This is a genomic window from Nguyenibacter vanlangensis, assembly GCF_013376155.1.
GTDB classification, from domain to species: Bacteria; Pseudomonadota; Alphaproteobacteria; order Acetobacterales; family Acetobacteraceae; genus Gluconacetobacter; species Gluconacetobacter vanlangensis.
This window is the reverse complement of sequence record NZ_JABXXP010000008.1, coordinates 1-20,056: the sequence shown is the minus strand read 5'-3', so window position 1 is coordinate 20,056 and position 20,056 is coordinate 1. Positions and strand designations below refer to the sequence as shown.

Here is a 20,056-nt window from a genome sequence, read left to right as displayed (position 1 = left end):
TATCATGGAAAGGGCTGGCCCATATGGCAGTCAGGATCGGTTCGACGACCCTATTGGTAATCGCGACGACGTCCCTCATTTCGTTGCCGCTGATGCTGCCCACGCCCTTGCAGGCAGCCACCCGTAACGACGAAAAACCCCGTGGAACGACACAGCGAAACGCAACATTGAAATCCTCCACCCAGGCGGGACGTCGCCCCGCGCGCCTGGCCGCCGATGATGAATCGGTGTCGGTCACCGCACGTGCGCACGAAGCGCGCAATACGGAAAACGTCGTCTCACGCGCGGCGATCGAACAGCTCGCCCCCGGCACGAACGTCCTCAAGGCCGTGGGGCAATTGCCCGGCGTCAGTTTCAGTTCCTCTGACCCGCTGGGCATCGATACCTGGGGGGCGAGCGTCTATATGCGCGGCTTCTTCCAGAACCAGTTGGGCGTGACCCTGGATGGCATTCCGCTCAACGACCAGGGCTACGGCAACGTCAATGGCCTCAACGTCGCCAATGCGGTCATCACGGCGGACATCGCCAATGTCTCGGTATCGCAGGGCGGCGGCGCGCTGGACGTGCCGTCCAACACCAATCTCGGCGGCGCGATGCAATTCTCCACCGCCGACCCGAAGCACAAGGCCGGGGCGATCATCGAACAAGGTTTTGGTTCCTATGGCATGGAACATACCTATATCCGCCTCGATAGCGGCGACCTGAACCACACGGGTACGCGCGCCTTCGGATCCTATTCACGCAATTACGAGGAAAAATACGACTCCCCCAGTTCCGGAATTCTACAGCAGGCGGACGGAAAGTTGGTCCAGCCCCTGGGGGCGGACAGCACCATGTCGGCCTTCTTCAACTGGTCCGAGGCACAGGTCTGGGTCCATGCCGACAAATCGTTCGACATTCTCAACAAGCTCGGCTGGCGGGTCGAGGACCTCTATCCGAACTACGCGGCGGCCTATGCCGCTGCAAACTGGGTCGCCTATTGCGGCGGCCTGGCCCCGTCCTGCGCCACACCACCGGGCGTGCTTGGCGGCGCCGGCCTGCCCGCGGGATGGTTCAACACCAACGCGCAAGCCGGCGTCTCATTCTATGATGGCGGACAAACTTCGATCGACTATCTCGGCGGGCTGAATTTCGATATCGCGATCAATGATCGCCTGCGCTGGAAAGCCACGATCTACGGCCACAGCGACACGCAGTACCAGACATACGGTGATCCCTACCAGCCTTCGGCCACCGGCGCGCCCCTGTCCGAGGAAGTCTGGCAACCCCGGCAGGAACGCTACGGTTTCCAGACATCACTGCACTATTTTGTCGGTCGCCATGCGATCAGCACCGGCGTCTGGTTCGAAAATAACAATCAGCAATTCGCCCTGTTCTGGTACAACGAGCCGCTTCTGGGCCACGGCGCACCATTGAAGACGATCGGGCCCTATAACGTCTATGGCCGAGCCTTCCTCCAGGATGTCGGCTATCAGTGGAACACCAACTCGTTCCAGTACTACGCCATGGATGTCTGGCGCCCTCTGCGCAACATCAGCGTAACCTACGGCTTCAAATCTCTGGTGCAGACAACGTCGGGCGGGGCAGATTACAACAACCCCGAACTCAATTACGGTCCCCTGGCCAATGGCAGCATGACCGCGGCCAGCGGCTTCCTCCCCCATGTGAACCTGGACTGGCACTTTGCCCAAGGACATGAACTCTATTTCGACATGGCCGAGAATATGCGTCCCTACAGCGTCAGCGGCGCCGCCAGCCTGGGCGCCGTCGGATCGCCCTGGAACGTCGCCGTACCTGCCCCCACCAACGGCCAGATGCCGCCACAAACCTCCCAGGACCTGTTCAAGACGCTACAGCGAACCCTGCATCCCGAACGCGACTGGGATTTCGTTCTCGGCTATCGCTATACCGGCAAGCTCATCTCGGTGACGGCGGATGCCTACCATGCTGACCTCTACCATCATCTGATCTCGGCCTCGCTCGGCACGCTGAACGCGCCGGTGACGACGGTGCTCGACACCCATCACGCCGACATGTGGGGGGCCGATGCCGCAGCGACGCTCCGCCCGCTTCCGCGCCTCGCCATTACCAATACGTTCAGCTACAATCGTTTCACCTATGACACTCCCGTCAATCTGTGCACCGGCGGCATGGTCTGCAACCTTCAGGGCAAACGGCTCAGCGGCTATCCGGCCTTCATGTACAAGGCCGACGCCTCTTATAGTTGGGGCCGCTTCCTGGTTCATTTCGGCGTGAACTATTATTCCGCGCGGCCCTTCTCACTGATGAACGATACCAGCGTTCCGGCCTATTGGCTGTCCGACCTGGGCGCGCGATACCTGCTCGGGAATTACGGCATGATGAAGAACCTGACCGTCAGCTTCAACGTCTATAACACGTTCAACGCCAAATATATCGCGATGATGGGCGAAAACGGTTTCCCCGTCAGCGGTGACGCCCAGTCGATGGAACGCGGCGCCGTGCGTCAGTTCTTCGGCACCGCACGAGCGGAATTCTGATTGTCCCGCATACCGCGAACGGAGACCGCAATGCCTGAACCCTTGCCCCCTCCTCTCCTGGTGAACAGCGACGAAACGATCCTGCGTTTTCCCTATCCGTTTCCCGAAGACAGCTACATGTATTCCTTCAACGTCGAACCGCACACGCCCTCGGCGCGGGTGGAATCGATGCGCGCCGCCTTCGACAGCGACGAACATTACCTCACCGAATGCCGGCAAAAAGCTCGAATTCTGGCCGAAGACCCCCGACGCTGCCTCATTCTGCCGCACATGGAGCAGGCGCAGTGGGATTTTCTCGAACTGGCGATGACATCGCTTGCCGCCGATTATCCCCACCATTTCAGCCTGGAACGCAACGGCGGACATTGGCGATGGATCAATCGGCTGCTGGACATCGACCATGCCTTCACCTTCGGTGACCCGGCTGGTTTCGACGAAGCGCCATTCCGCTTCATCGCGCGACAGATGCAGGGCGACATGGTGTTGCTGGATCAGCGCGACAACACTCTCTGGATGGATGCAGGCATGGTGACCGGTGCGGCCGACTGGTCTCTGAAATTTGATGTGGGCATGTCTTTTCACCAATGGCACGCCCCGGTGCCCAAGGCGCATGAACTCGGAGTGTTCGACCGCGCACTGCGATATCTGCTGATGGTCCGGCATGAGCATCCGGTACGCCGGCTGAACTGGACGATGACGGTCAATCCGTGGCTCGACACATCAACGGAAAACTACACGATCTGGGGGCCGGACCGCGCGACCGTCACCCTGGACGACGTGGCCGACCGGGTCCACCTGCGCGTGGAACTGCAGGCCCTCTTCCGCCTGCCGCGCTCGCATGCGCTGGCGTTTTCGATCCGCACCTACCTCCTGCCACTGCGCGACATCGTGCGCGTACCGAAATGGCGCGCCCGGCTGCATCGGGTCCTGCGCGATCTCGACCCCGCGCTGTCGACATATAAGGGACTGGACCTGTACCGACAGGTCACGGTAAAGTTCCTGTCGCGTTACGACGACGGCACCCCACTTTCCCCTGGCATCCAGCATGACGCGACCGGACTTGTCTGATCGGCGCGCGGTATCTTGGGCCACCAGATTTCACGGAGGAACCGGGAAACGTGCATCAAGGGACGGCATCACCCGCGATGATCGCGATGCCGGGCTCCTGCGCCTGGTTTCAGCAAGCCGGAACCGCCGCAGCCTCGATCGGGTCGGACATTTTCTATGTCCATCTCCTGTCGCTGCTCGGGCTGGTGGTCCAGCATTGCTCGACCTGGATCATCACCTATTCAGACCAAAACCCGCCCGACGTGTTCCATACCGCCGGCGTCACGAAACGGACGCTGACCAGCTACTGCCGTGATTTTTATGAGGTCGATCCGTTCTGGCAGGTCTCGCGGCTCTGTCGGGACGCCGAGGTCCTGACGCTGGAAACATTGGACCCGTCTGTCAAAAATGCCCGCTATACCGAGGCTTTCCGCAGCGACGCGGGATTCCGGGACGAATTGGGGGTATTGCTGCCCAGTACCTCCGGCCGGGCCGTCAGCCTGTTCCTGCAACACGATGCCAGGATGTTCAGCCCCCGAGACATCGCTGCGGTGCGCAAGGTCATGCCCCTGATCGTGGGAATGCACCGCGCGCATTTGAGCACCCGGACCGACAGGCGGCCGGTGCCCCCCTCCTACCCGCCATCCCGGGCTGGCGATGACGCACACGATCCATGGTCCGATCTGGCCACGCGCCTCACCCCGAGAGAGCAGGATTTAATCGCCCTTATCATGCGCGGCCGCAATACCGGTGAGATCGCCCAGGCATTGCAGATCTCAAAAGGCACAGTCAAGAACTACCGGTTACGCCTTTATCGCAAGGCGAACGTGACATCGGAACGTGCTCTGGTCTCAACCCTGCAACGGACAGGTATGTTCTGATCCCTGGCCCGATGACTCCACGTGTCTGCGGAACACCGCGCGGGTCAATAAGACAAACTTATAACCATGAATCCCGATATTACCATTACGGTTCAACATTGAACGAACGGCTACACCGCTGCACTGCGCGCCGGCCGGTCCGATCCGATGGCAAGGAACAGGAAAGGTACAGAGATGCTCGCACAAGACGATATTTATCCCACTTCGGCACCGCCCGGATATGAATATGTGCTTCGGGACGAACCGGCCTTTGATCCGGCCATTCACCTGCAGTTGGAATATCCCGAAAAAATCTGGATGCTGTCTGATCTGGGATATGATGAGCATTTCATATCGCGCTTCGCCTCGCCAGTCGCTGCAACCAGCCCGGCCCGCCTTCTGAGCGACGAGGGTATCGCAGTTCTTGAAGACATCACCCGCAAGCTGCAACCCTATATCCGCTACGATAGTGCGGGCCCCCGCGTGCCGGCGGCGCTCCGCGGCACAACGCACCGTTCGCGCTTCATTCGCGACCTCTGCCTGTCACCGGACATCACGGCGTTCTTTTCGGACATGTTCCAGACCTCGCTCCTGCCCCATACGATCACCCACCAGCAGGGGCACATGAATTTTCAGCCAAGAGAACTCTCGAAGGAAGTCGATACCTGGCATCACGACGCAACCGCCTTCGACTGGGTGCTGATGGTCCACGATCCCAATGCGCTGCAAGGCGGCCGGTTCCAGATATTCGAAGGCACCAGGCAGGAAGGATGGGAACTGATTCGCTCGGGCAAAAGCATTCCCGAGGACCGGATCATCACGCCCAACTTTCCCGGCCCCGGCTATGCGTGCTACATGCAGGGCTGCACGGTCTTTCACCGGGCCTCGCGCCTGGAGGAACTAGGTTTCCGCAGCAGCCTGGTGCAGAGCTATGTGTCCCGGAATGTCAAGGTTCCCGATCCGAACCGCATCGAATGGATCGAAATTTCCGAGCACGGCGCTCAGGACCGGAACTATATGCTGGAACGCCAATGCGCGGCCGCCGAATGGGCGCGTCATCGATCCTGGGTCGCGCGTCACCGATTAAACGAACTGCTGGCGGAAATGCCATTCGACGCCACACCCGAACAGGTCTCACAGGCCCTGCGGCATGTCGTGGGCGATCTCAATGACCTGATTGCCTTACTGCAGCACGGTCCCGTTTCCCGCCAGGAAGCCCATCGCCTGCGAGACGCGCTGGATCTGGCGCAACTTGCCTAGAACATCTTCACCCGTTCAAACGGAATAGTTTGAACGGGTAAAAATACTCGCCAGAACAATGCGCTAATGCCGACGACCGGCCGAGGGACATGTTCCCGGCCGGACTCTCACCCACGCGCTTGCCGCATATCCTGACTGCTGTCATCACAATCCGTTCCCACCCGTCACTCCATCCCGGCCCTATGGACCGGAGCAGGTTTTCATCAGAAGCATGACGAGGGACATATTATGTTCAGGAAATTTATTTTCCTCCTAGAAACAAAATTCGCTTGAAACGAGCCCGGGATGCTCTGTATTTTATTACGATTCCAAATCATAATCGAAGCGGACAACGCCAAATATTCCATGCCTACACTGGTTTCCGCAAAATGAGGCGATCATGCGTTTCAGAGGTTTCAGGACGGTTCTTTTTGCCAGCGTAGCTTTGGTGCCATGCGCCGCGATTGCCGCGATGCAGCCTGTCGCCCCGCAATCGGCGCGCAAGGCAGATACGCGGAAAGGTGCGGTAAAACCGTCTGCATCCATGCCCAAACGGGCCGCGGCCATTACTACGGAAGACATCCAGGTCTTTGGCGGCGGCTCGACACGGCAAATGGCAACCATCAGTAGCAGCGAATTGCGCCGCTCCGTTCCCGGCACCAGCGCCATGAAGGTCCTGGCCCGTCTGCCCAGCGTGAATTTCATGTCCGCCGATCCATTTGGGGCCTATGAATGGTCGACCCGGATCACCGTGCGCGGCTTCGCACAGGATCAGCTTGGCTTTACCTTGGATGACATCCCTCTGGGGCCGATGGAATACGATACCGAACGCGGCATCAATGTGAACCGTACAGTCCTGAGCGAGAATATCCGCAGCACCACAGTCTCTCAGGGTGCAGGGTCGGTCGAAGTCCCGTCGCTGAGCAACCTGGGCGGCACGATGCAGTTCTATACCGCCGATCCCAGCCTGAAACCCGGTGGCACCGTACAGCAGACCTTCGGCAGCAACGACACGTTCCGTACCTTCGCTCGGGTCGACAGCGGTGCACTGAACGGTTCCGGCACACGCTTTTTCCTGTCCTACGCCCATTCCACCCTGGACAAATGGAAGGGGGCTGGTTCGAACCTCTATGATCAGATCAATGCGAAGCTGGTCCAGCCGTTCGGCGACCATACGACCTGGACGACCTATTTCGACTGGAGCGACCGCAAGGAAATCGACTACCAGGATCTGTCGATGAACTATATTCATATACTGGGACCGAACTGGGACAATTATTATCCCGATTACGCCGCCGCCTACAACGCCGCGCTCGGCACCTACACCCGCGGCGAAAATAAAACGAACGACGCACTCGACGCCGCATATTACGCCGGGTCGGGCCTGCGACAGGATTTCGTCGGTTCAACCACGCTGGATACGGCGCTGGGCCATGGCATGACCTGGCGCACTACAGCGTATGCGATCGCCGATGCCGGCTTCAGTACCTGGGTGACGCCGTACACGCCGTCACCCAATGGTGCACCGCTGAGCATGCAGGGGCGTGACGAAGGCGGACAGCGTTATGGTCTCGTTAGCAATTTCGCCTGGCGTTACATGCGGAATGATTTTCACACTGGAATATGGTTCGAAAACAATAATTACATCCAGAACCGTCGCCTCTATCAGGAACCGCTTCTGGGTCAGGGCCAGCCGCTCAGCCCCTATGTATGGCAGAATACCCAGAACGCGTTTCTGGATGAATGGGGCTACGTCTTCAATACCAATACGTTTCAGTTTCATCTGTACGACACATACCGGGTGCTGCCGAATCTTCAGGTCAACGCAGGTTTCAAATCGTTGGTCTCGACCACGCGCAGCGGAATTCTGTTCAACAATCCAGCCTTCACCGGCCAGGATACGCTGCCCTCCGGCGGCCTGACAGCAGCCGCAGCCTTCCTGCCGCAGGTCAGCGCGAGTTGGAAGGTTACGTCGCACGACGAACTGTTCTTCGACGTCTCGAAGAACATGAGCACCTTCTCTTTCAGCGGCTGGAATCAGGGCTCGCCGTTCGGCATCACCGACGCGAACGCGTTTCGCCAGGAACAGAAATCACTCAAGCCACAAACCGCATGGGTGTACGAAGCCGGATACAGAATCCACCGCCGTTGGTTCGACGGCTTGCTGACCGGCTACCGGGCCAATTTCTCCAACCGCCTTCTGACCATTGCGCAGGGATCGATCATCAATTCCTACGCCACGGTGCAGAATGTCGGCGGTGTCACCATGAACGGGCTGGAGGTTAGCGGCACGATCCACTTCCCCCGGCATATTTCCTGGTACAACAGCTTCAGTTGGAACCGCGCCACTTATGACAACAACTACACGACCTCGTCGGGTGTGGCGCAGGTCCGAGGCAAGCAGGCTCCGAACATGCCGATTCTGATGTGGAAAAGCCAGATTTCCTATCGCTACAAAGGATTTTCCACCGATATTGACGAAAACTATGAAGGCCATCGCTACGTCGATTACATGAATACCGTGGCAGCGCCGCATTATTTCATCACCAATTTCGGGGCTAGCTACGATTTCGGCCAGTTGGGGGCACTACGGAACCTGTCGCTCCAGCTCAACATCTACAACCTGCTGGGCCAGAAATGGATCGCGGTGGTTGGCGAGGAAGGAAATCCGCTCCAGGGCGATTACCAATCCTTCATGCCTGGCGCGCCCAGGCAGTTCTTCGGAACGATTTCGGCGCATTTCTGATGACAGAAGAGAGAGTCAGGACGATGTTCCGGAATCATTCCTTCCGCTCGCGCGCCGCTGGCACGCTGGCCATGCTGCTGTCCCTCGCCGTTGCGCCGTCGGCTCGCGCCTATCATCCGATCACGTCGACGGCAGGCTCGACGGTGGTCTTGACCGGCCATGACCTGACGCTGGACCAGTTGATGCGCATCGCGCGTGACGGCGCGCCGGTTTCGCTGTCCCCGTCGGCACGGCAACGGTCGCAGGACGCCTATGACCTGCTGCTGGAAGCGGCGCGGGAGGGCGTGCCAGTCTATTGGTTCAACCGCGGCGCCGGCGACCAGCGCGAAGTCTCGATCTTTACCGGCGATCCGTTGGCCCCCGCCAACAAGGCATTGCTGGAGAAAATCCAGCTCGACCGTTTCCGGCGCGAAGGCCGCTCCTGGTCTGGGGCCGAAGTCGACGATGAAGCCCTGGTCCGCGCCGTAATGGCCATCCGCGCCAATACCATGAGCTACGAGGCTGCAAGCCCGCCTTTAACCCAGATGCTGCAGGATCTGCTTAACCACCGGGTCACGCCGGTCATACCGCTGCGCGGGTCACTGGGCGAGGGCGACCTTGCTGTCATCGCCGCGATCGGCGCGACAATGGTCGGGGAAGGCAACGCCTATTATCACGGCGAACGGATGAAGGCGATTGAGGCCCTGCGCAGGGCGGGCCTTCGCCCGCTGCAACCATTCGCAGCCGATGATGCCGCGCTGATCAGTTCCGATGCCTACGCGGTGGCACGGGCGGCGATAGCGGTGGAAAAGGCCCGCCGGGCGCTGGATTGGGCAGACCTGGCGCTGGCGATCGACTTGCAAGGGATGAACAGCAGCATCACGCCCCTGTCCTCCCCTGTGCAGGCCGCGCGTCCCTACACATGGCTGAACCGTGACGCGGCGCGTGTCCTGGGCCTGCTCAGGGGCAGCTACCTCATGGACAACGATCCGCATCGCATCATCCAGGACCCCGAGAGCCTGCGTGCGTCGTCCATCCGCCAGGGTTCCGCCTGGCAAGCCTGGGCCGCGCTGCGCGATACGGTTCTTCTTGCGATGAACAGTTCGGATCACAATCCGGCCACCCGGGTCGGGGTGTCGCCGGGGGATTCCTGGGAACTGTCAACGCCGCAGATGATGCGCTACTATGTGCGGGGCAGCGACGCGGACCGACACCTACATGGTTATGTCCTGTCGAATGCCAATTGGGACCCCTATCCGCTGGCGAACCAAGTAGAAGCCATGACCATCGCGCTGGGGAACATGGACGTGGCAGTGACACAACGGCTTTATCGTTTCGACAACACGTTGTTCACCGTCGTCTCGCCGCATGACGTGCTGTCGCCCGACCAGGTGCTGCAACATTCCGGCTTCCGCAGCGACTATACCGCCGCCGATATTTTTCAGGACGTGCAGGGGCAGATGAATCCGGTTTCGCCGGAAGGCAACGCGATCATCGCGACGGTTGAGGATCTTCAGGCGCAGACCTATCTGAAAACCGTTCGCCTGCATGACACGGTGGAGGATACGATCCATCTTCTGGCCCTTGACCTGACCACCGGATGCGACTGGATGACGTTGCGCCGTATCCAGAATCCCAAGCGCGGCTTTGGCGCGGCGAGCATGGCCCTTTGCCGGGATCTGGACGGCACGATGACCGATCGCGTCGCATTCATCAACGTTACCAATCCAGCCCGTTATCTCGATCACGGGATTTAAAAATGGCAACGATCCCGGAACGGAAACGCACCGAACTTACCGTGGCATGATACGCTGCGCCGCCGAAATATATCCCGACCGTTGCGGTGACCATCCATTCCACAGCCGAATGACCGTTACGTTATCTTCTCGAAATATCTGATCAGATACGGTTGTAATGAAATCTCGTCCCGAGCGTCCTTTACTGCTGCCGGATCGAAGAACGTATTCGTCTTTTTTAATGGAAACGCACATGAAGCCCTGTTGCATCATAAAGGGGAAACGACCGTGGAATTCGAAATCGAACATCTGGAACTCGGCGTAGCACAATCACGTCCGGCCCCAAACGACACGACTCGCCTGGTGATCGCCGCTTCCATCGCATCAGGGATATCTCATCTCGGTTCTTCGACGATGCCGTTCCAGATCAGTGCCCTGATCGAACGGTTCCATCTGTCCGCAAGCAACGCCGGTTGGTTCGGCTTCTTCGAAATTGTCTCTCTATCCGTCGCCATGATTCTGGCTATGCCACTACTCGGGCATCTGTCCCACAACGCACGAGCCATGATCGGCGCATTCCTGATCGTGATCGGCCATGTGCTGGTCTATCTCGGACCGGGTTGGCTGCCATGGATCTGGGCATGCGCCATCATGGGGGGCGCGGGCTATGGGCTGATCTTCGCCGCCTTCATTTCCAGCGTGTCGAGCGACGGAAATCCAGACCGAATCTACTCTCTGGCCTGCGGCGGCGGACTGGTGGTGGTGGTCGCCGCCATCATGGCCGTTCCCTGGACGACATCGGCCTTCGGCGCACTCGGTCCCTTCCTGACCATCGCCGCGCTGACCATCCTGCTTGCACCCTTCATGCGCGCCCTGGGGCGGGACAATCCGGTCGGGGCAGCCGCCGCCGCGCAATCGCGCACCGCCCTGGCCGCCGGAACGCTACCGCTGCTGGCCATGTGGATCAGCTATTCGATCGGCTCCAGCATGGTCTGGTCCTTCGCCGATCAGACCGGTCTCGCAATCCATGTCCCGCAAAATGTGATCGTCATGCTGTCGTCGGCGGGAATCGTGATGGGCTTCCTGGCCAACATGTTCGGTGCCGTGATCGCGGGACGGGTCAGCCGCGTCCTGTCTCTTGTCGTCGGGATACTGGGTACCGCCCTGTCATGCCTGCTGACGGCGCTGTCATGGAGCGAGGTCACTTATTGCGCCGGGGTCCTGATGTACTGGATCTTCGTCATGATCGCCTACGCTTATCTACTGGGCGCCGCCGCCATCCTGGACCGCAGCGGCCGCGTCGGCACCCTGGGCGGCGGCTGCGACCGGATCGCCTATGCCGTGGGGGCCCCGATCGGCGGTATGGTGCTGGATCATGGCTCACATCTCATGCTCGGCGTGATCGGTTTCCTGTTCGGCGCTACGCTGCTACCGGTCTGCATACCCGCCATTGCCCGCGCTCTGCGGCGCAGTCAGACCTCCGGCAAAATTTCCCAATGCGCAATGGGTTCTCATCCTGATTGTCGCGCCGTACTCAATCATCATCCTTGTGGGTAGCTACAAAAACATCTCCGGCCGCGTTAATCCAGCCGCGGAACATTCCCTCGGTATTAAACTCAGCCGTTACGGAACCAGCAGGATCAACAGCGATGATTCCCCCGCCGATACCGTACGGATTAAATGCTTCCGCGAGTACCGAGCGTACGGCGTCCGCAACGGAACGCCCTTCATACTGCACGCGCGCCGCGATCTCGTGCCCCACGACGTGACGGATAAAATATTCCCCCTGACCGGTGCAGGAAACGGCACAGACACCATTTTTCGCATAAGTTCCCGCACCGATGATGGCACTGTCCCCGACGCGACCGACGGCCTTGTTGGTAAAGCCGCCGGTCGAGGTCGCGGCTGCCAGATTCCCATTGCAATCCAGCGCCACGGCACCGACCGTACCATGCTTCTCGCTCTCACTGGCAAAGGTGCCCAAACGCTTGTGCGCGCGCATTGCCTCCAGAGCCTGTACACGGCGGGGCGTGGTAAAGTAGGATTGCGGCATCGTCTCCAGGCCCTGCTCGGTCGCATAATCGTCGGCGGCGGGACCGGCCAGCATCATGGGAATATTCCGGGTCATCAGCAGTCGGGCCAGTCGCACCGGGTTGCGCACCGCCCGTGCCGCCGCGACGGCGCCCGCAATGGCCGTGGCGCCATCCATGATCGATGCATCCAGTTCATGCTCCGCCGCGGCGTTCAGCGCGGCGCCATGGCCGGCATTGAAATGCGGCGAATCCTCCAGGACCACGACGCAGGCTTCCACCGCCGCCACGGCCGACCCGCCATTCGACAAGATCATATACCCGGCTTCCAGGGCGTTGCGGATATCGGCACGCGCGTCAGCCCATTCGTCTTCGGATAGCACGGCGCGGGACATGACGCCGCAACCGCCATGCAGGGCAATGACGGGCCGGCGTGCCGGCATCAGGATGCTCATGGGGTAGGTTCCTGCGCGTTGGCCCGACACCAGGTCGCAACCTGTTCGTGCGTCGCGAACCAGACATCGCCCATGGCCCGGGCAACCTCCAGCAGTGCTGCGATCATACCGACCCGGCTGCGATGTCCGCTGATATGCGGATGCAACGTCAGCAGGAACAGCCCGCCCTCCTCATGCGCGCCCTGGAATTCCGCCATGAAGATGTCCAGGACATCGCGCGGCGCGGTATAAGGGCGTACAGCCGAAAACCGGTCGAAATTGAAGTAGACGGCATCGTCGCGAATCCATTCGGGGGGCAGTTCGACAATGCCGGTGGCCTCTCCGCCCTGGACGAGTTCGTAGGGATCGTCGTCGGCCATCAGGCTGCTGTCGTACAGCAGGCCCATCTGCCGGATGATGGACAGGGTATTGACTGAAAAATCCCAGCTCGCCGTGCGGATACCGACGACCGGCCGGCGGCTGACATCCTGCAGGACGGTCCGCGCGCGGACCGTCAGGTCCAGCTCGGTTTCGGCATCCAGATGGGTATTCCGCTCATGAATCCACGAATGGATGCCGATTTCGTGCCCGTCTGCAACGACGCCCCGCACCTCGTCGGGATAGAGCAGGGCGGACACGGCGGGATAGAAGAAAGTCGCGGGCACCCCATGCCGTTGCAGCAGGTCCCGGATACGCGGCACGCCGCGCCGGTTGCCGTAATGGCCCTGGCTGATCCGCATCGGGCTTTCGTCGCCGTCGCGCAGTGGGATCGTGTCGTGATCGGCGTCGAATGACATGGCGAAGGCGCAACGCGCCCCGCCGGGCCAGGATGCCGGGCGCAGGGACCGTCCAGCCCGGGCACGTCCGACGGCGGCGCGCCAACGGCTTTCGGGCCACCGCCAGGGGGGCGGCGAATTGTCGGCGGGTGTCGTCATGACAAGGTTTCCAGGGTTGTGTCGCCAGCGGACGGACATTCCGCGCGCGAATGGCGCCAACGCGTGTCCATCCTGCGCGCGAGGGGAATGAAACTGGCCGAGGCCAGGGCAACCAGCCCCGCCAGCCCCGCCAGGTTACCGAACAGATGCGCATATGCGGCGGCCGATACGATGCCCGATCCAGCCTCCGGTCCACGGGCGGCGTCGGTGGCAACCAAACTGCCGAGATAGCTGGCGAACCCACCCAGGACGGAAAAACAGCCCATCATCCGCCCCACCGCATCGGGTGGCGCGTAACGGGCGATGGCAGCCAAGCCGAGCGCCGCGATCAGCAGTTCGCCAGCCGAAAACAGCGCATATCCCGCCACCATCCACCAGGGCGAAATGAGGCCCTGCACTCCTGCCAGCGCCCCGGCGCGCCACAGCACGAACGAGGCTGTCAGCAGCACGAAGCCCAGCAGGAAACGCGCATGAACCGATATCGGCCGCCCCCGGCATTCGGCGCGGTGATAGATTGCGGCCAGACAAGGCGCGAGCGCGAGGATCCAGATATTGTTCAGTGACTGGAACTGGCCGGGCTGTACTGTCCAATCCATGCCGGCCAGATGCATCGCTCCAGAAACATGGTCACGCGCGAAACCGGTCAGCGAGGTCGCGATCTGCTGGTTGAACAGGAAGAACAGGATCGCTTCCGACTGCAGCGCGAAGGACAGTTTCAGTCCGGCACGCAAGGCCGGTGCCGAATGCCGGTAGAGCATGATCCAGATCACCAGGATGGCGACGGCAGCGATCCAGATGCAGGTCCGTGCCAGCCCCGGATAATGCAGCAGCGCGAACGCCACGCCGATTCCGGCGGCGAACAGCAGCCAACGCCGACGATCGAGCGTGCCGGCCGGGCGCGGGTCGGTGGCCGGCAACGTAAGCGAGACCGCGAACCCCGCCCACAGCACAGCGGCGGCCACGCCGAAACCTGCCTGCCAGCCGACGCTGACGGCCAGAAAGGGAATCGTCAGCGTCGCGACCGTCGCCCCGATATTGACGGACATGTAATAGACGGTGAATACGATATCGAGCCGGTCATCGGTCCCGCTGAATGCATGCCGCAGCAGGCTGGTGATGTTGGGCTTGAAGATACCGCCGCCGCAGACCAGGACGGCCAGCACCAGCGACACGCCCGTCGCTCCGCCCAGGCCGCTGGCCAGGCCGGTATAGCCGATCGCCAGCAGCGCCAGCGCGGCGGTTACCGTCCGCCGCGCCCCCAGGACCCTGTCACCCAGCCAGCCGCCCAGGACGGGAACGCCGAACATCAGGGCGCTGAACGCACCCCACAGCATAATGGCACCCTGTTCCGACAGACCCATGGTCCGCACGAAATATAGGACCGAGACGCTCTGCAGGCCGTAGAAACCGAACCGCTCACAGATCTCGAGGGCGGCGATCTGCAGGAAGGTACGCCGGCGGGATGTCATCGCGTCAGAACCTTGCGCTGACCGAACCGAAGAACTGGCGCGGCGAACCGGGCAGCAGGGATTGACGATCGCCTGTCAGCGGGAAGCCCTGTTCGCCCACTGTCGAAATATAGGGCGTATTCAGCAGGTTGTAGATGTCGAACGAGACCGACAGGTCATGGAAGACGCTCCGCCGGCCGAAACTGTAGCGCGCACCGATATTCGTCATCCAGAAACCCGGCACGCTCGTATCGTTGGTATAGCTGAGATAGCGGCGCGAGATGTAGCTCGCGTCGAAATGGGTGGACAGCCTCCGATAGCTGTAAATCAGGCTCGTTTTATACATGAACTGGGGATAGGCGGGAACATTCTTGCCTTGCAGATGGTAGAGCACTCCCCCCGACGTGATGTTGTTGTCGTAGGTCGAATGATTGTAGCTGATGCTGTTGTCGATCGCGAGATGCCGGACCGGACGGATCACGACGTCCGCATCCACACCGTTCATGGTCACACCACCGAGATTGCCGACGGTCGAGGTCGGATTGACCAGCGAGCCCGAGGCCATGAGCCCAAGGCGATGCGTAAAATTCGAGCGATAGGCATCGGCCGACGCCGACACGATCTTGCCGTAGTAATGATATCCGACGACATAGGTCCAATTGTGCTCCGGCGTCAGCGTCCGGCGCGCGACCTCGAATGCAGCCTGGTTCTTCACGCCCCACAGCGACGGCACGCTGCCGGACTGATAGCCTTCATAGGTGAAGGCGCGCATGTTTTCTGCCACGTCGAAATAGAGTTCGTGGTTCTTCAGGAAATGCCAGTCGATATTGACATGCGGCAGAAATGCGGCCGACGACGTAACACTGCCGTTGGGCAGTTGCGTCACATTGGTATAGGCAACGTCGTTTTCATTGGCGCCGCCGGCCGTCGTGACGGCCAGAGACTTGAAACCGCCTGTGATCGCCAGGCCCGGCAGGATATGATAGGTATCGGTCAAATGGTACTGGACCGTGTTGGTGTTGAAGCCCATGCCCCAAACCTGGGCGAACGGGCCGCCATAGATATTGAACGGCCCGACCGCGCCGACCGGCGCACCCTGTCCAAGAACGGGTTCTGAATAATAATATTTGCCGACATTATAGGAATTATTCTCGAACCATACGCCAGTGCGCAGAACGTTGTTCTCATAGGTGTGGGTCATCTCGGTGGTAAAGCCCAGACGTCGGATCTGCTCGGGGATGACCATGAACGACAACGGGGCGCCAGTCGGCGACGCAACATAGGGATTCGCCCAGGTGGAGTATTCCTGTCCCCCATGCCCATAGAAAAGCGTCTTCCAACGGATATGATGCCCCATGTCGAAATCGAGCGTCAGCCCACCCAGATAGTCGCGCTCGACCTGCCCACCATTGTAATAGGCAGCATCGGCCGGATCGGATAGCGCCGCGAACGAGGCCGGATAGACCCCCTGGGCTGCCAGATACGCGGCATGATAGTCGGGGGCGTAATTATCCAGGCGCTGACCAACCTTGTGCAGCAGTTCCAGCGACAGGTCCTGGTATTCGTACTGGGCCAGGTCGCTCCAATTGAAAAATACCTTGATGCTGCTATCGTCGCCGACCGGCTGAACGATTTTGGCATTCACCTGCTGCGTGAACTGGTCGCCATAGCCCTTCCACTTGTCGGCATCGACCCGCATGTAGGAAACGTACGCCTTCGTTCCGGATGGCGTGAAGGTACCGGTATCGCCCTTCACATATGTACGATAACTGTTGTAGCTGCCGAACATTTGCGACACCACGCCACCCGCCTTGTCGGCCGGATCGGCGGAATAGAATTCCATCGCCCCGCCCAGCTCGCTGGTCGACGGCAGCGTGACGTCCCCACCGCCTTGGCTCAGATTCATCCGCACGATATTGTCCTGGATGATCGCCGAATTGACGTCCAGCCCGTTATATTTATTGTACGACTGATCGCCCAGTGGAATGCCGTCCAGCGTAGCGCCGAGCTGGCTCTGGTTGAAACCGCGCACATAGAAGGATTTCGAATAAATATCGAGTCCGAGCGGATCATTGGACACGAAATTCGCACCCGTCAGGCTACCGAGGATTTTGAGTGGGCTTGAACCGGGAACGAAACGATCTATATCCTTCCTGGATACGTCGGTAATGGCGCTATGCGCAGCCCGCAGCGCTGCGTTTACCATGATATTCTCGTGCGTAGCCGCCGATGCGCGCGGCCTTCGTTCTGGACGCGCATGTTTCGCCGTTTTCTGCGGCGCCGCCGCCATGGAGGTCGAGGACAGCAGCAGGAAGGCTGCAGCGCCGATAGGGCTCATCCTGTTCATGAACATATGCGTGCCTGCATCTCCGTTGCGTCATGCCGGGCCACCGGCCGATCGGAATGTCATTTAGCATCCGGAACGACCCGCCACCGGATTAAGCACATAAATTGTTACTCTTCAATGATACAAAATCGCCACATGGGCAAATTTTAGCATTCTTGTCTGTTTCAATTTTCCTGCTTACTCTATCCCGGTACGTCGCGCCGTTCCCGAATGCCGTCGAACCGGTCCGACGATTGGGGGAGGAAGCGCTCATTCGACAGGACACCGCCAACCCGGACACCGCGGAGCAAGACGCCAGCGAGCGCCTGGACGTCTCTCTCTTCCGGATCGACAGAACGTTGGACCTGCCCATTGGAACGCAGATCAAGGGACAGATCGAATACGGAATCGGACTCGGCATCATCAGGCCAGGCCAGCGGCTACCCCCGGTTCGGGAACTGGCGGAACGGCTCGGGATCTCCCCGGTCACGGTGGGGCAGGTCTATGCGGATCTCAAGCGCGGCGGAATACTGCGCGGACGAGCGGGGGCCGGGACGTTCGTCGCCGACCTGATGGCCGGATGGTCGGCCGACGGCGCGCGCAGATCGGAAATCCAGTCGGCGATCGACGTTCTGGTCGGCCGGGCCCGCGCCCTGGGACTGACCACCAGCGAGGTACTCGGCCTGGTCAGCGCTCGGATGGAGGGGAGTGGCCTTGGCACGCCGCCGCCATCAGTCATGGTGGTGGGAAACTTCATGCAGACCACGATCGCCTATTGCCGGCAGATGGAGCGGCTGGGCGAAGGACAAGTGCGGTTCCTCCCCACCACCATCACCCGGTTGCAGACAGATCCGTCTGAGCGGCAACGCGTTGACTTGTGTCAAATGGCTGTTACATTTGCCCATCGCCGCGCCGAGGTCGCGCAGTTGTTGCCTTACCTGGACGTGGCAGTCATCACTTTCATCCCGTCAATGGAAACGCGGATGAAACTGGCGCAGATCGACCCGGGAAGCCGCGTAGTTCTCGTTGTCGTCAATCCGGAGTTTGCAGGGCCGATGAAAGCCGGGGTCCAGCAATTCGCACCACATATCGAAGAACCGGCCATCGTGCTGATCGACGCATCGGACTGCGAGGACCTGATGCGGAATGCCGACGTCGTCGTCTATGCCACCGGCGCAGACGATCTGGGGCTGAATCTCCCTGCCGACTCAATTCATTTCGAATATCAGCATACGCCCAACCCCCACGACGTCAGACGCCTGGTCGCCGACCTGACCGGCCGTCCGGTTCAGGGGGTACGAGCATCACAGGAACCTTCATGAATCTACGCGAGATGAACTGGATGCAGGTCGAAGCCTATCTGGAGACGGACGATCGTATCGTTGTCCCGCTCGGCTCGACCGAACAGCACGCCTATCTCAGCCTTTTCACCGACGCGATCCTCGCCGAACGCGTGTCGATCGAGGCTTGCATGCCGCTGAAAGTGCCGGTCTGCCCTGTCCTTCCGTTCGGCATGACCCCGCGCTTCCTGGCCTATCCCGGCACGGTGTCCTTGAAACCAGAGACCTATCTCGCCCTGCTTAAAGACCTGGTCGACAGCCTGCACGGTCAGGGATTCCGGCGGTTCGTGTTCGTGAACGGTCATGGCGGCAATAGTCCGATCTGGCCCGACCTGTCCGCGTGGCTCGGGAAACTCGACGAATGCAAGGCCGTGTTCCACGATTGGTGGCGGGCACCGGATACCTGGCAGGCCGTTACGACAACCGATCCGCTGGCCATGCACGCGTCCTGGATGGAGAATTTCCCATGGACGCGCCTCCCGGGCGTCGTCCAGCCGGACATGCAGAAGCCCGGCATTGCGCCCGAACGGCTGCGAGACGTCACACCACAGGTCGTCCGAGAACGTCTGGGCGACGGCAATTTCGGCGGTCGCTACGAACGCAGTGACTTTGAAATGAACGCCATCTGGGCCGTCGCGGTCAAGGAAACGAGACGGATCGTCTCGAAAGTTTAACACAAGTCAAAGTCCCGGCGTCCGACCGCTCTCGGCCCTTCCGCCGGCAACCATCCTGGCGGGATCGACGATCCGGTCGAACATTTCCGCACTGACGAATCCCAACTGCAACGCCGCGTCCCGCAGGCTCAAATCATGCGCCATCGCATGGTGCGCGACGCGGGACGCCTTGTCATAGCCGATCACCGGCACCAGCGCGGTGACCAGCATCAGCGATCGCGCGACATGTTCGGCGATCCGCCGCCGGTCCGGTTCGGTGCCGGCGACCAGGAACGTCCGGAAATTCCGGCACCCGTCATGCAGCAGGCCGATCGACTGCATGATATTATGAATAATCAGCGGCTTGTAGACATTCATCTCCAGATAGCCGCCCGCACCGCCGAACCCCACCGCCACGTCATTGGCCATCACCTGCACCGCGATCATCGTCAGGGCCTCGGCCTGAGTCGGATTCACCTTGCCCGGCATGATCGATGAACCGGGCTCATTTTCGGGAATCCGCAATTCCGCAAACCCGGCACGCGGGCCACAGGACAGCAGGCGGATGTCGTTGGCGATCTTGAACAGCGACCCGGCCAGGCCCCGCAGCGTACCCGAAAGCTGAACCAGCGCATCATGCGCGCCCTGGACGGCGAATTTGTTGGGCGCGGTGACGAAGGGCAGACCCGTCAGCGCCGCGATCCGCGCGGCGGCCGCCTCGGCGAAACCCGGCGCGGCATTGATGCCGGTCCCCACCGCGGTGC

General features: G+C 60.7%; 14 protein-coding genes. 9 read left to right on the top strand and 5 right to left on the bottom strand.

Annotated features, from left to right (window positions below; translation table 11 throughout):
* Positions 1 to 23 precede the first annotated feature (23 nt).
* The 7 genes from HUK84_RS01805 to HUK84_RS01775 all read left to right on the top strand — a co-directional run bounded on the left by HUK84_RS01805 (position 24) and on the right by HUK84_RS01775 (position 11,683).
* Complete coding sequence (locus HUK84_RS01805; protein WP_176638692.1) at positions 24 to 2,519, top strand: TonB-dependent receptor; 2,496 nt, start codon at positions 24 to 26, stop codon at positions 2,517 to 2,519.
* Between the two features lie 30 nt (positions 2,520 to 2,549).
* Positions 2,550 to 3,587, top strand: coding sequence for a heme-dependent oxidative N-demethylase family protein (locus tag HUK84_RS01800; RefSeq protein ID WP_176638691.1), 1,038 nt, complete (start codon positions 2,550 to 2,552; stop codon positions 3,585 to 3,587).
* A gap of 77 nt (positions 3,588 to 3,664) precedes the next feature.
* A complete protein-coding gene (locus HUK84_RS01795) occupies positions 3,665 to 4,447 on the top strand; it encodes a helix-turn-helix transcriptional regulator (protein WP_176638690.1) in 783 nt (260 codons plus the stop codon).
* Positions 4,448 to 4,621: 174 nt separating this feature from the next.
* The gene (locus HUK84_RS01790; protein WP_218064142.1) at positions 4,622 to 5,686 is read left to right on the top strand and encodes a hypothetical protein; all 1,065 of its coding nucleotides are present in this window, start codon (positions 4,622 to 4,624) and stop codon (positions 5,684 to 5,686) included.
* Positions 5,687 to 6,065: 379 nt separating this feature from the next.
* Positions 6,066 to 8,411 (top strand): TonB-dependent receptor, encoded by a 2,346-nt coding sequence (locus HUK84_RS01785; protein ID WP_176638688.1) that lies wholly within the window; start codon positions 6,066 to 6,068, stop codon positions 8,409 to 8,411.
* 23 nt (positions 8,412 to 8,434) lie between these two features.
* A complete protein-coding gene (locus HUK84_RS01780; RefSeq protein WP_176638687.1) occupies positions 8,435 to 10,147 on the top strand; it encodes an aromatic amino acid ammonia-lyase in 1,713 nt (570 codons plus the stop codon).
* Between the two features lie 393 nt (positions 10,148 to 10,540).
* Positions 10,541 to 11,683, top strand: a complete 1,143-nt coding sequence (locus HUK84_RS01775) for an MFS transporter (RefSeq protein ID WP_176638686.1) — start codon at positions 10,541 to 10,543, stop codon at positions 11,681 to 11,683.
* Here the strand turns inward: HUK84_RS01775 and HUK84_RS01770 are convergent.
* Genes HUK84_RS01770 through HUK84_RS01755 form a run of 4 tightly spaced genes read right to left on the bottom strand, consistent with a single transcriptional unit; the run spans position 11,661 to position 17,311 of the window.
* Positions 11,661 to 12,599, bottom strand: a complete 939-nt coding sequence (locus tag HUK84_RS01770) for an isoaspartyl peptidase/L-asparaginase family protein (RefSeq protein ID WP_281362719.1) — start codon at positions 12,597 to 12,599, stop codon at positions 11,661 to 11,663. The genes HUK84_RS01775 and HUK84_RS01770 overlap by 23 nt on opposite strands.
* Positions 12,600 to 12,607: 8 nt before the next feature.
* Positions 12,608 to 13,525 carry a polysaccharide deacetylase family protein gene (locus HUK84_RS01765; protein WP_246285293.1) on the bottom strand — a complete coding sequence of 306 codons (918 nt, stop codon included), beginning with the start codon at positions 13,523 to 13,525 and terminating at the stop codon, positions 12,608 to 12,610.
* Entirely contained in the window at positions 13,522 to 14,994 is a 1,473-nt protein-coding gene (locus tag HUK84_RS01760; protein WP_176638683.1) for a peptide MFS transporter, read from the bottom strand. Before HUK84_RS01760 ends, HUK84_RS01765 begins: the two co-directional genes overlap by 4 nt.
* Positions 14,995 to 14,998: 4 nt before the next feature.
* The gene (locus HUK84_RS01755; RefSeq protein WP_374729240.1) at positions 14,999 to 17,311 is read right to left on the bottom strand and encodes a TonB-dependent receptor domain-containing protein; all 2,313 of its coding nucleotides are present in this window, start codon (positions 17,309 to 17,311) and stop codon (positions 14,999 to 15,001) included.
* Positions 17,312 to 17,424: 113 nt separating this feature from the next.
* On the opposite strand from HUK84_RS01755, the gene HUK84_RS01750 reads away from it, so the two are divergent.
* A complete protein-coding gene (locus HUK84_RS01750; protein ID WP_176638681.1) occupies positions 17,425 to 18,621 on the top strand; it encodes a GntR family transcriptional regulator in 1,197 nt (398 codons plus the stop codon).
* Positions 18,618 to 19,313 (top strand): creatininase family protein, encoded by a 696-nt coding sequence (locus tag HUK84_RS01745; RefSeq protein ID WP_176638680.1) that lies wholly within the window; start codon positions 18,618 to 18,620, stop codon positions 19,311 to 19,313. Before HUK84_RS01750 ends, HUK84_RS01745 begins: the two co-directional genes overlap by 4 nt.
* A 6-nt stretch (positions 19,314 to 19,319) precedes the next feature.
* On the opposite strand, the gene HUK84_RS01740 is transcribed toward HUK84_RS01745, so the two are convergent.
* Positions 19,320 to 20,056, bottom strand: a 737-nt coding sequence (locus HUK84_RS01740; RefSeq protein ID WP_246285291.1) for a lyase family protein, incomplete at its 5' end; no start/stop codon positions are given.

What these genes read in the sequence shown, in the direction of transcription:
- HUK84_RS01805 (WP_176638692.1), top strand. Translation starts at nt 24, where the DNA reads ATGGCAGTCAGGATCGGTTCGACGACCCTATTGGTAATCGCGACGACG.
- HUK84_RS01800 (WP_176638691.1), top strand. Translation starts at nt 2,550, where the DNA reads ATGCCTGAACCCTTGCCCCCTCCTCTCCTGGTGAACAGCGACGAAACG.
- HUK84_RS01795 (WP_176638690.1), top strand. Translation starts at nt 3,665, where the DNA reads ATGATCGCGATGCCGGGCTCCTGCGCCTGGTTTCAGCAAGCCGGAACC.
- HUK84_RS01790 (WP_218064142.1), top strand. Translation starts at nt 4,622, where the DNA reads ATGCTCGCACAAGACGATATTTATCCCACTTCGGCACCGCCCGGATAT.
- HUK84_RS01785 (WP_176638688.1), top strand. Translation starts at nt 6,066, where the DNA reads ATGCGTTTCAGAGGTTTCAGGACGGTTCTTTTTGCCAGCGTAGCTTTG.
- HUK84_RS01780 (WP_176638687.1), top strand. Translation starts at nt 8,435, where the DNA reads ATGTTCCGGAATCATTCCTTCCGCTCGCGCGCCGCTGGCACGCTGGCC.
- HUK84_RS01775 (WP_176638686.1), top strand. Translation starts at nt 10,541, where the DNA reads ATGCCGTTCCAGATCAGTGCCCTGATCGAACGGTTCCATCTGTCCGCA.
- HUK84_RS01770 (WP_281362719.1), bottom strand. Translation starts at nt 12,599, where the DNA reads ATGCCGGCACGCCGGCCCGTCATTGCCCTGCATGGCGGTTGCGGCGTC.
- HUK84_RS01765 (WP_246285293.1), bottom strand. Translation starts at nt 13,525, where the DNA reads ATGACGACACCCGCCGACAATTCGCCGCCCCCCTGGCGGTGGCCCGAA.
- HUK84_RS01760 (WP_176638683.1), bottom strand. Translation starts at nt 14,994, where the DNA reads ATGACATCCCGCCGGCGTACCTTCCTGCAGATCGCCGCCCTCGAGATC.
- HUK84_RS01755 (WP_374729240.1), bottom strand. Translation starts at nt 17,311, where the DNA reads ATGAGCCCTATCGGCGCTGCAGCCTTCCTGCTGCTGTCCTCGACCTCC.
- HUK84_RS01745 (WP_176638680.1), top strand. Translation starts at nt 18,618, where the DNA reads ATGAATCTACGCGAGATGAACTGGATGCAGGTCGAAGCCTATCTGGAG.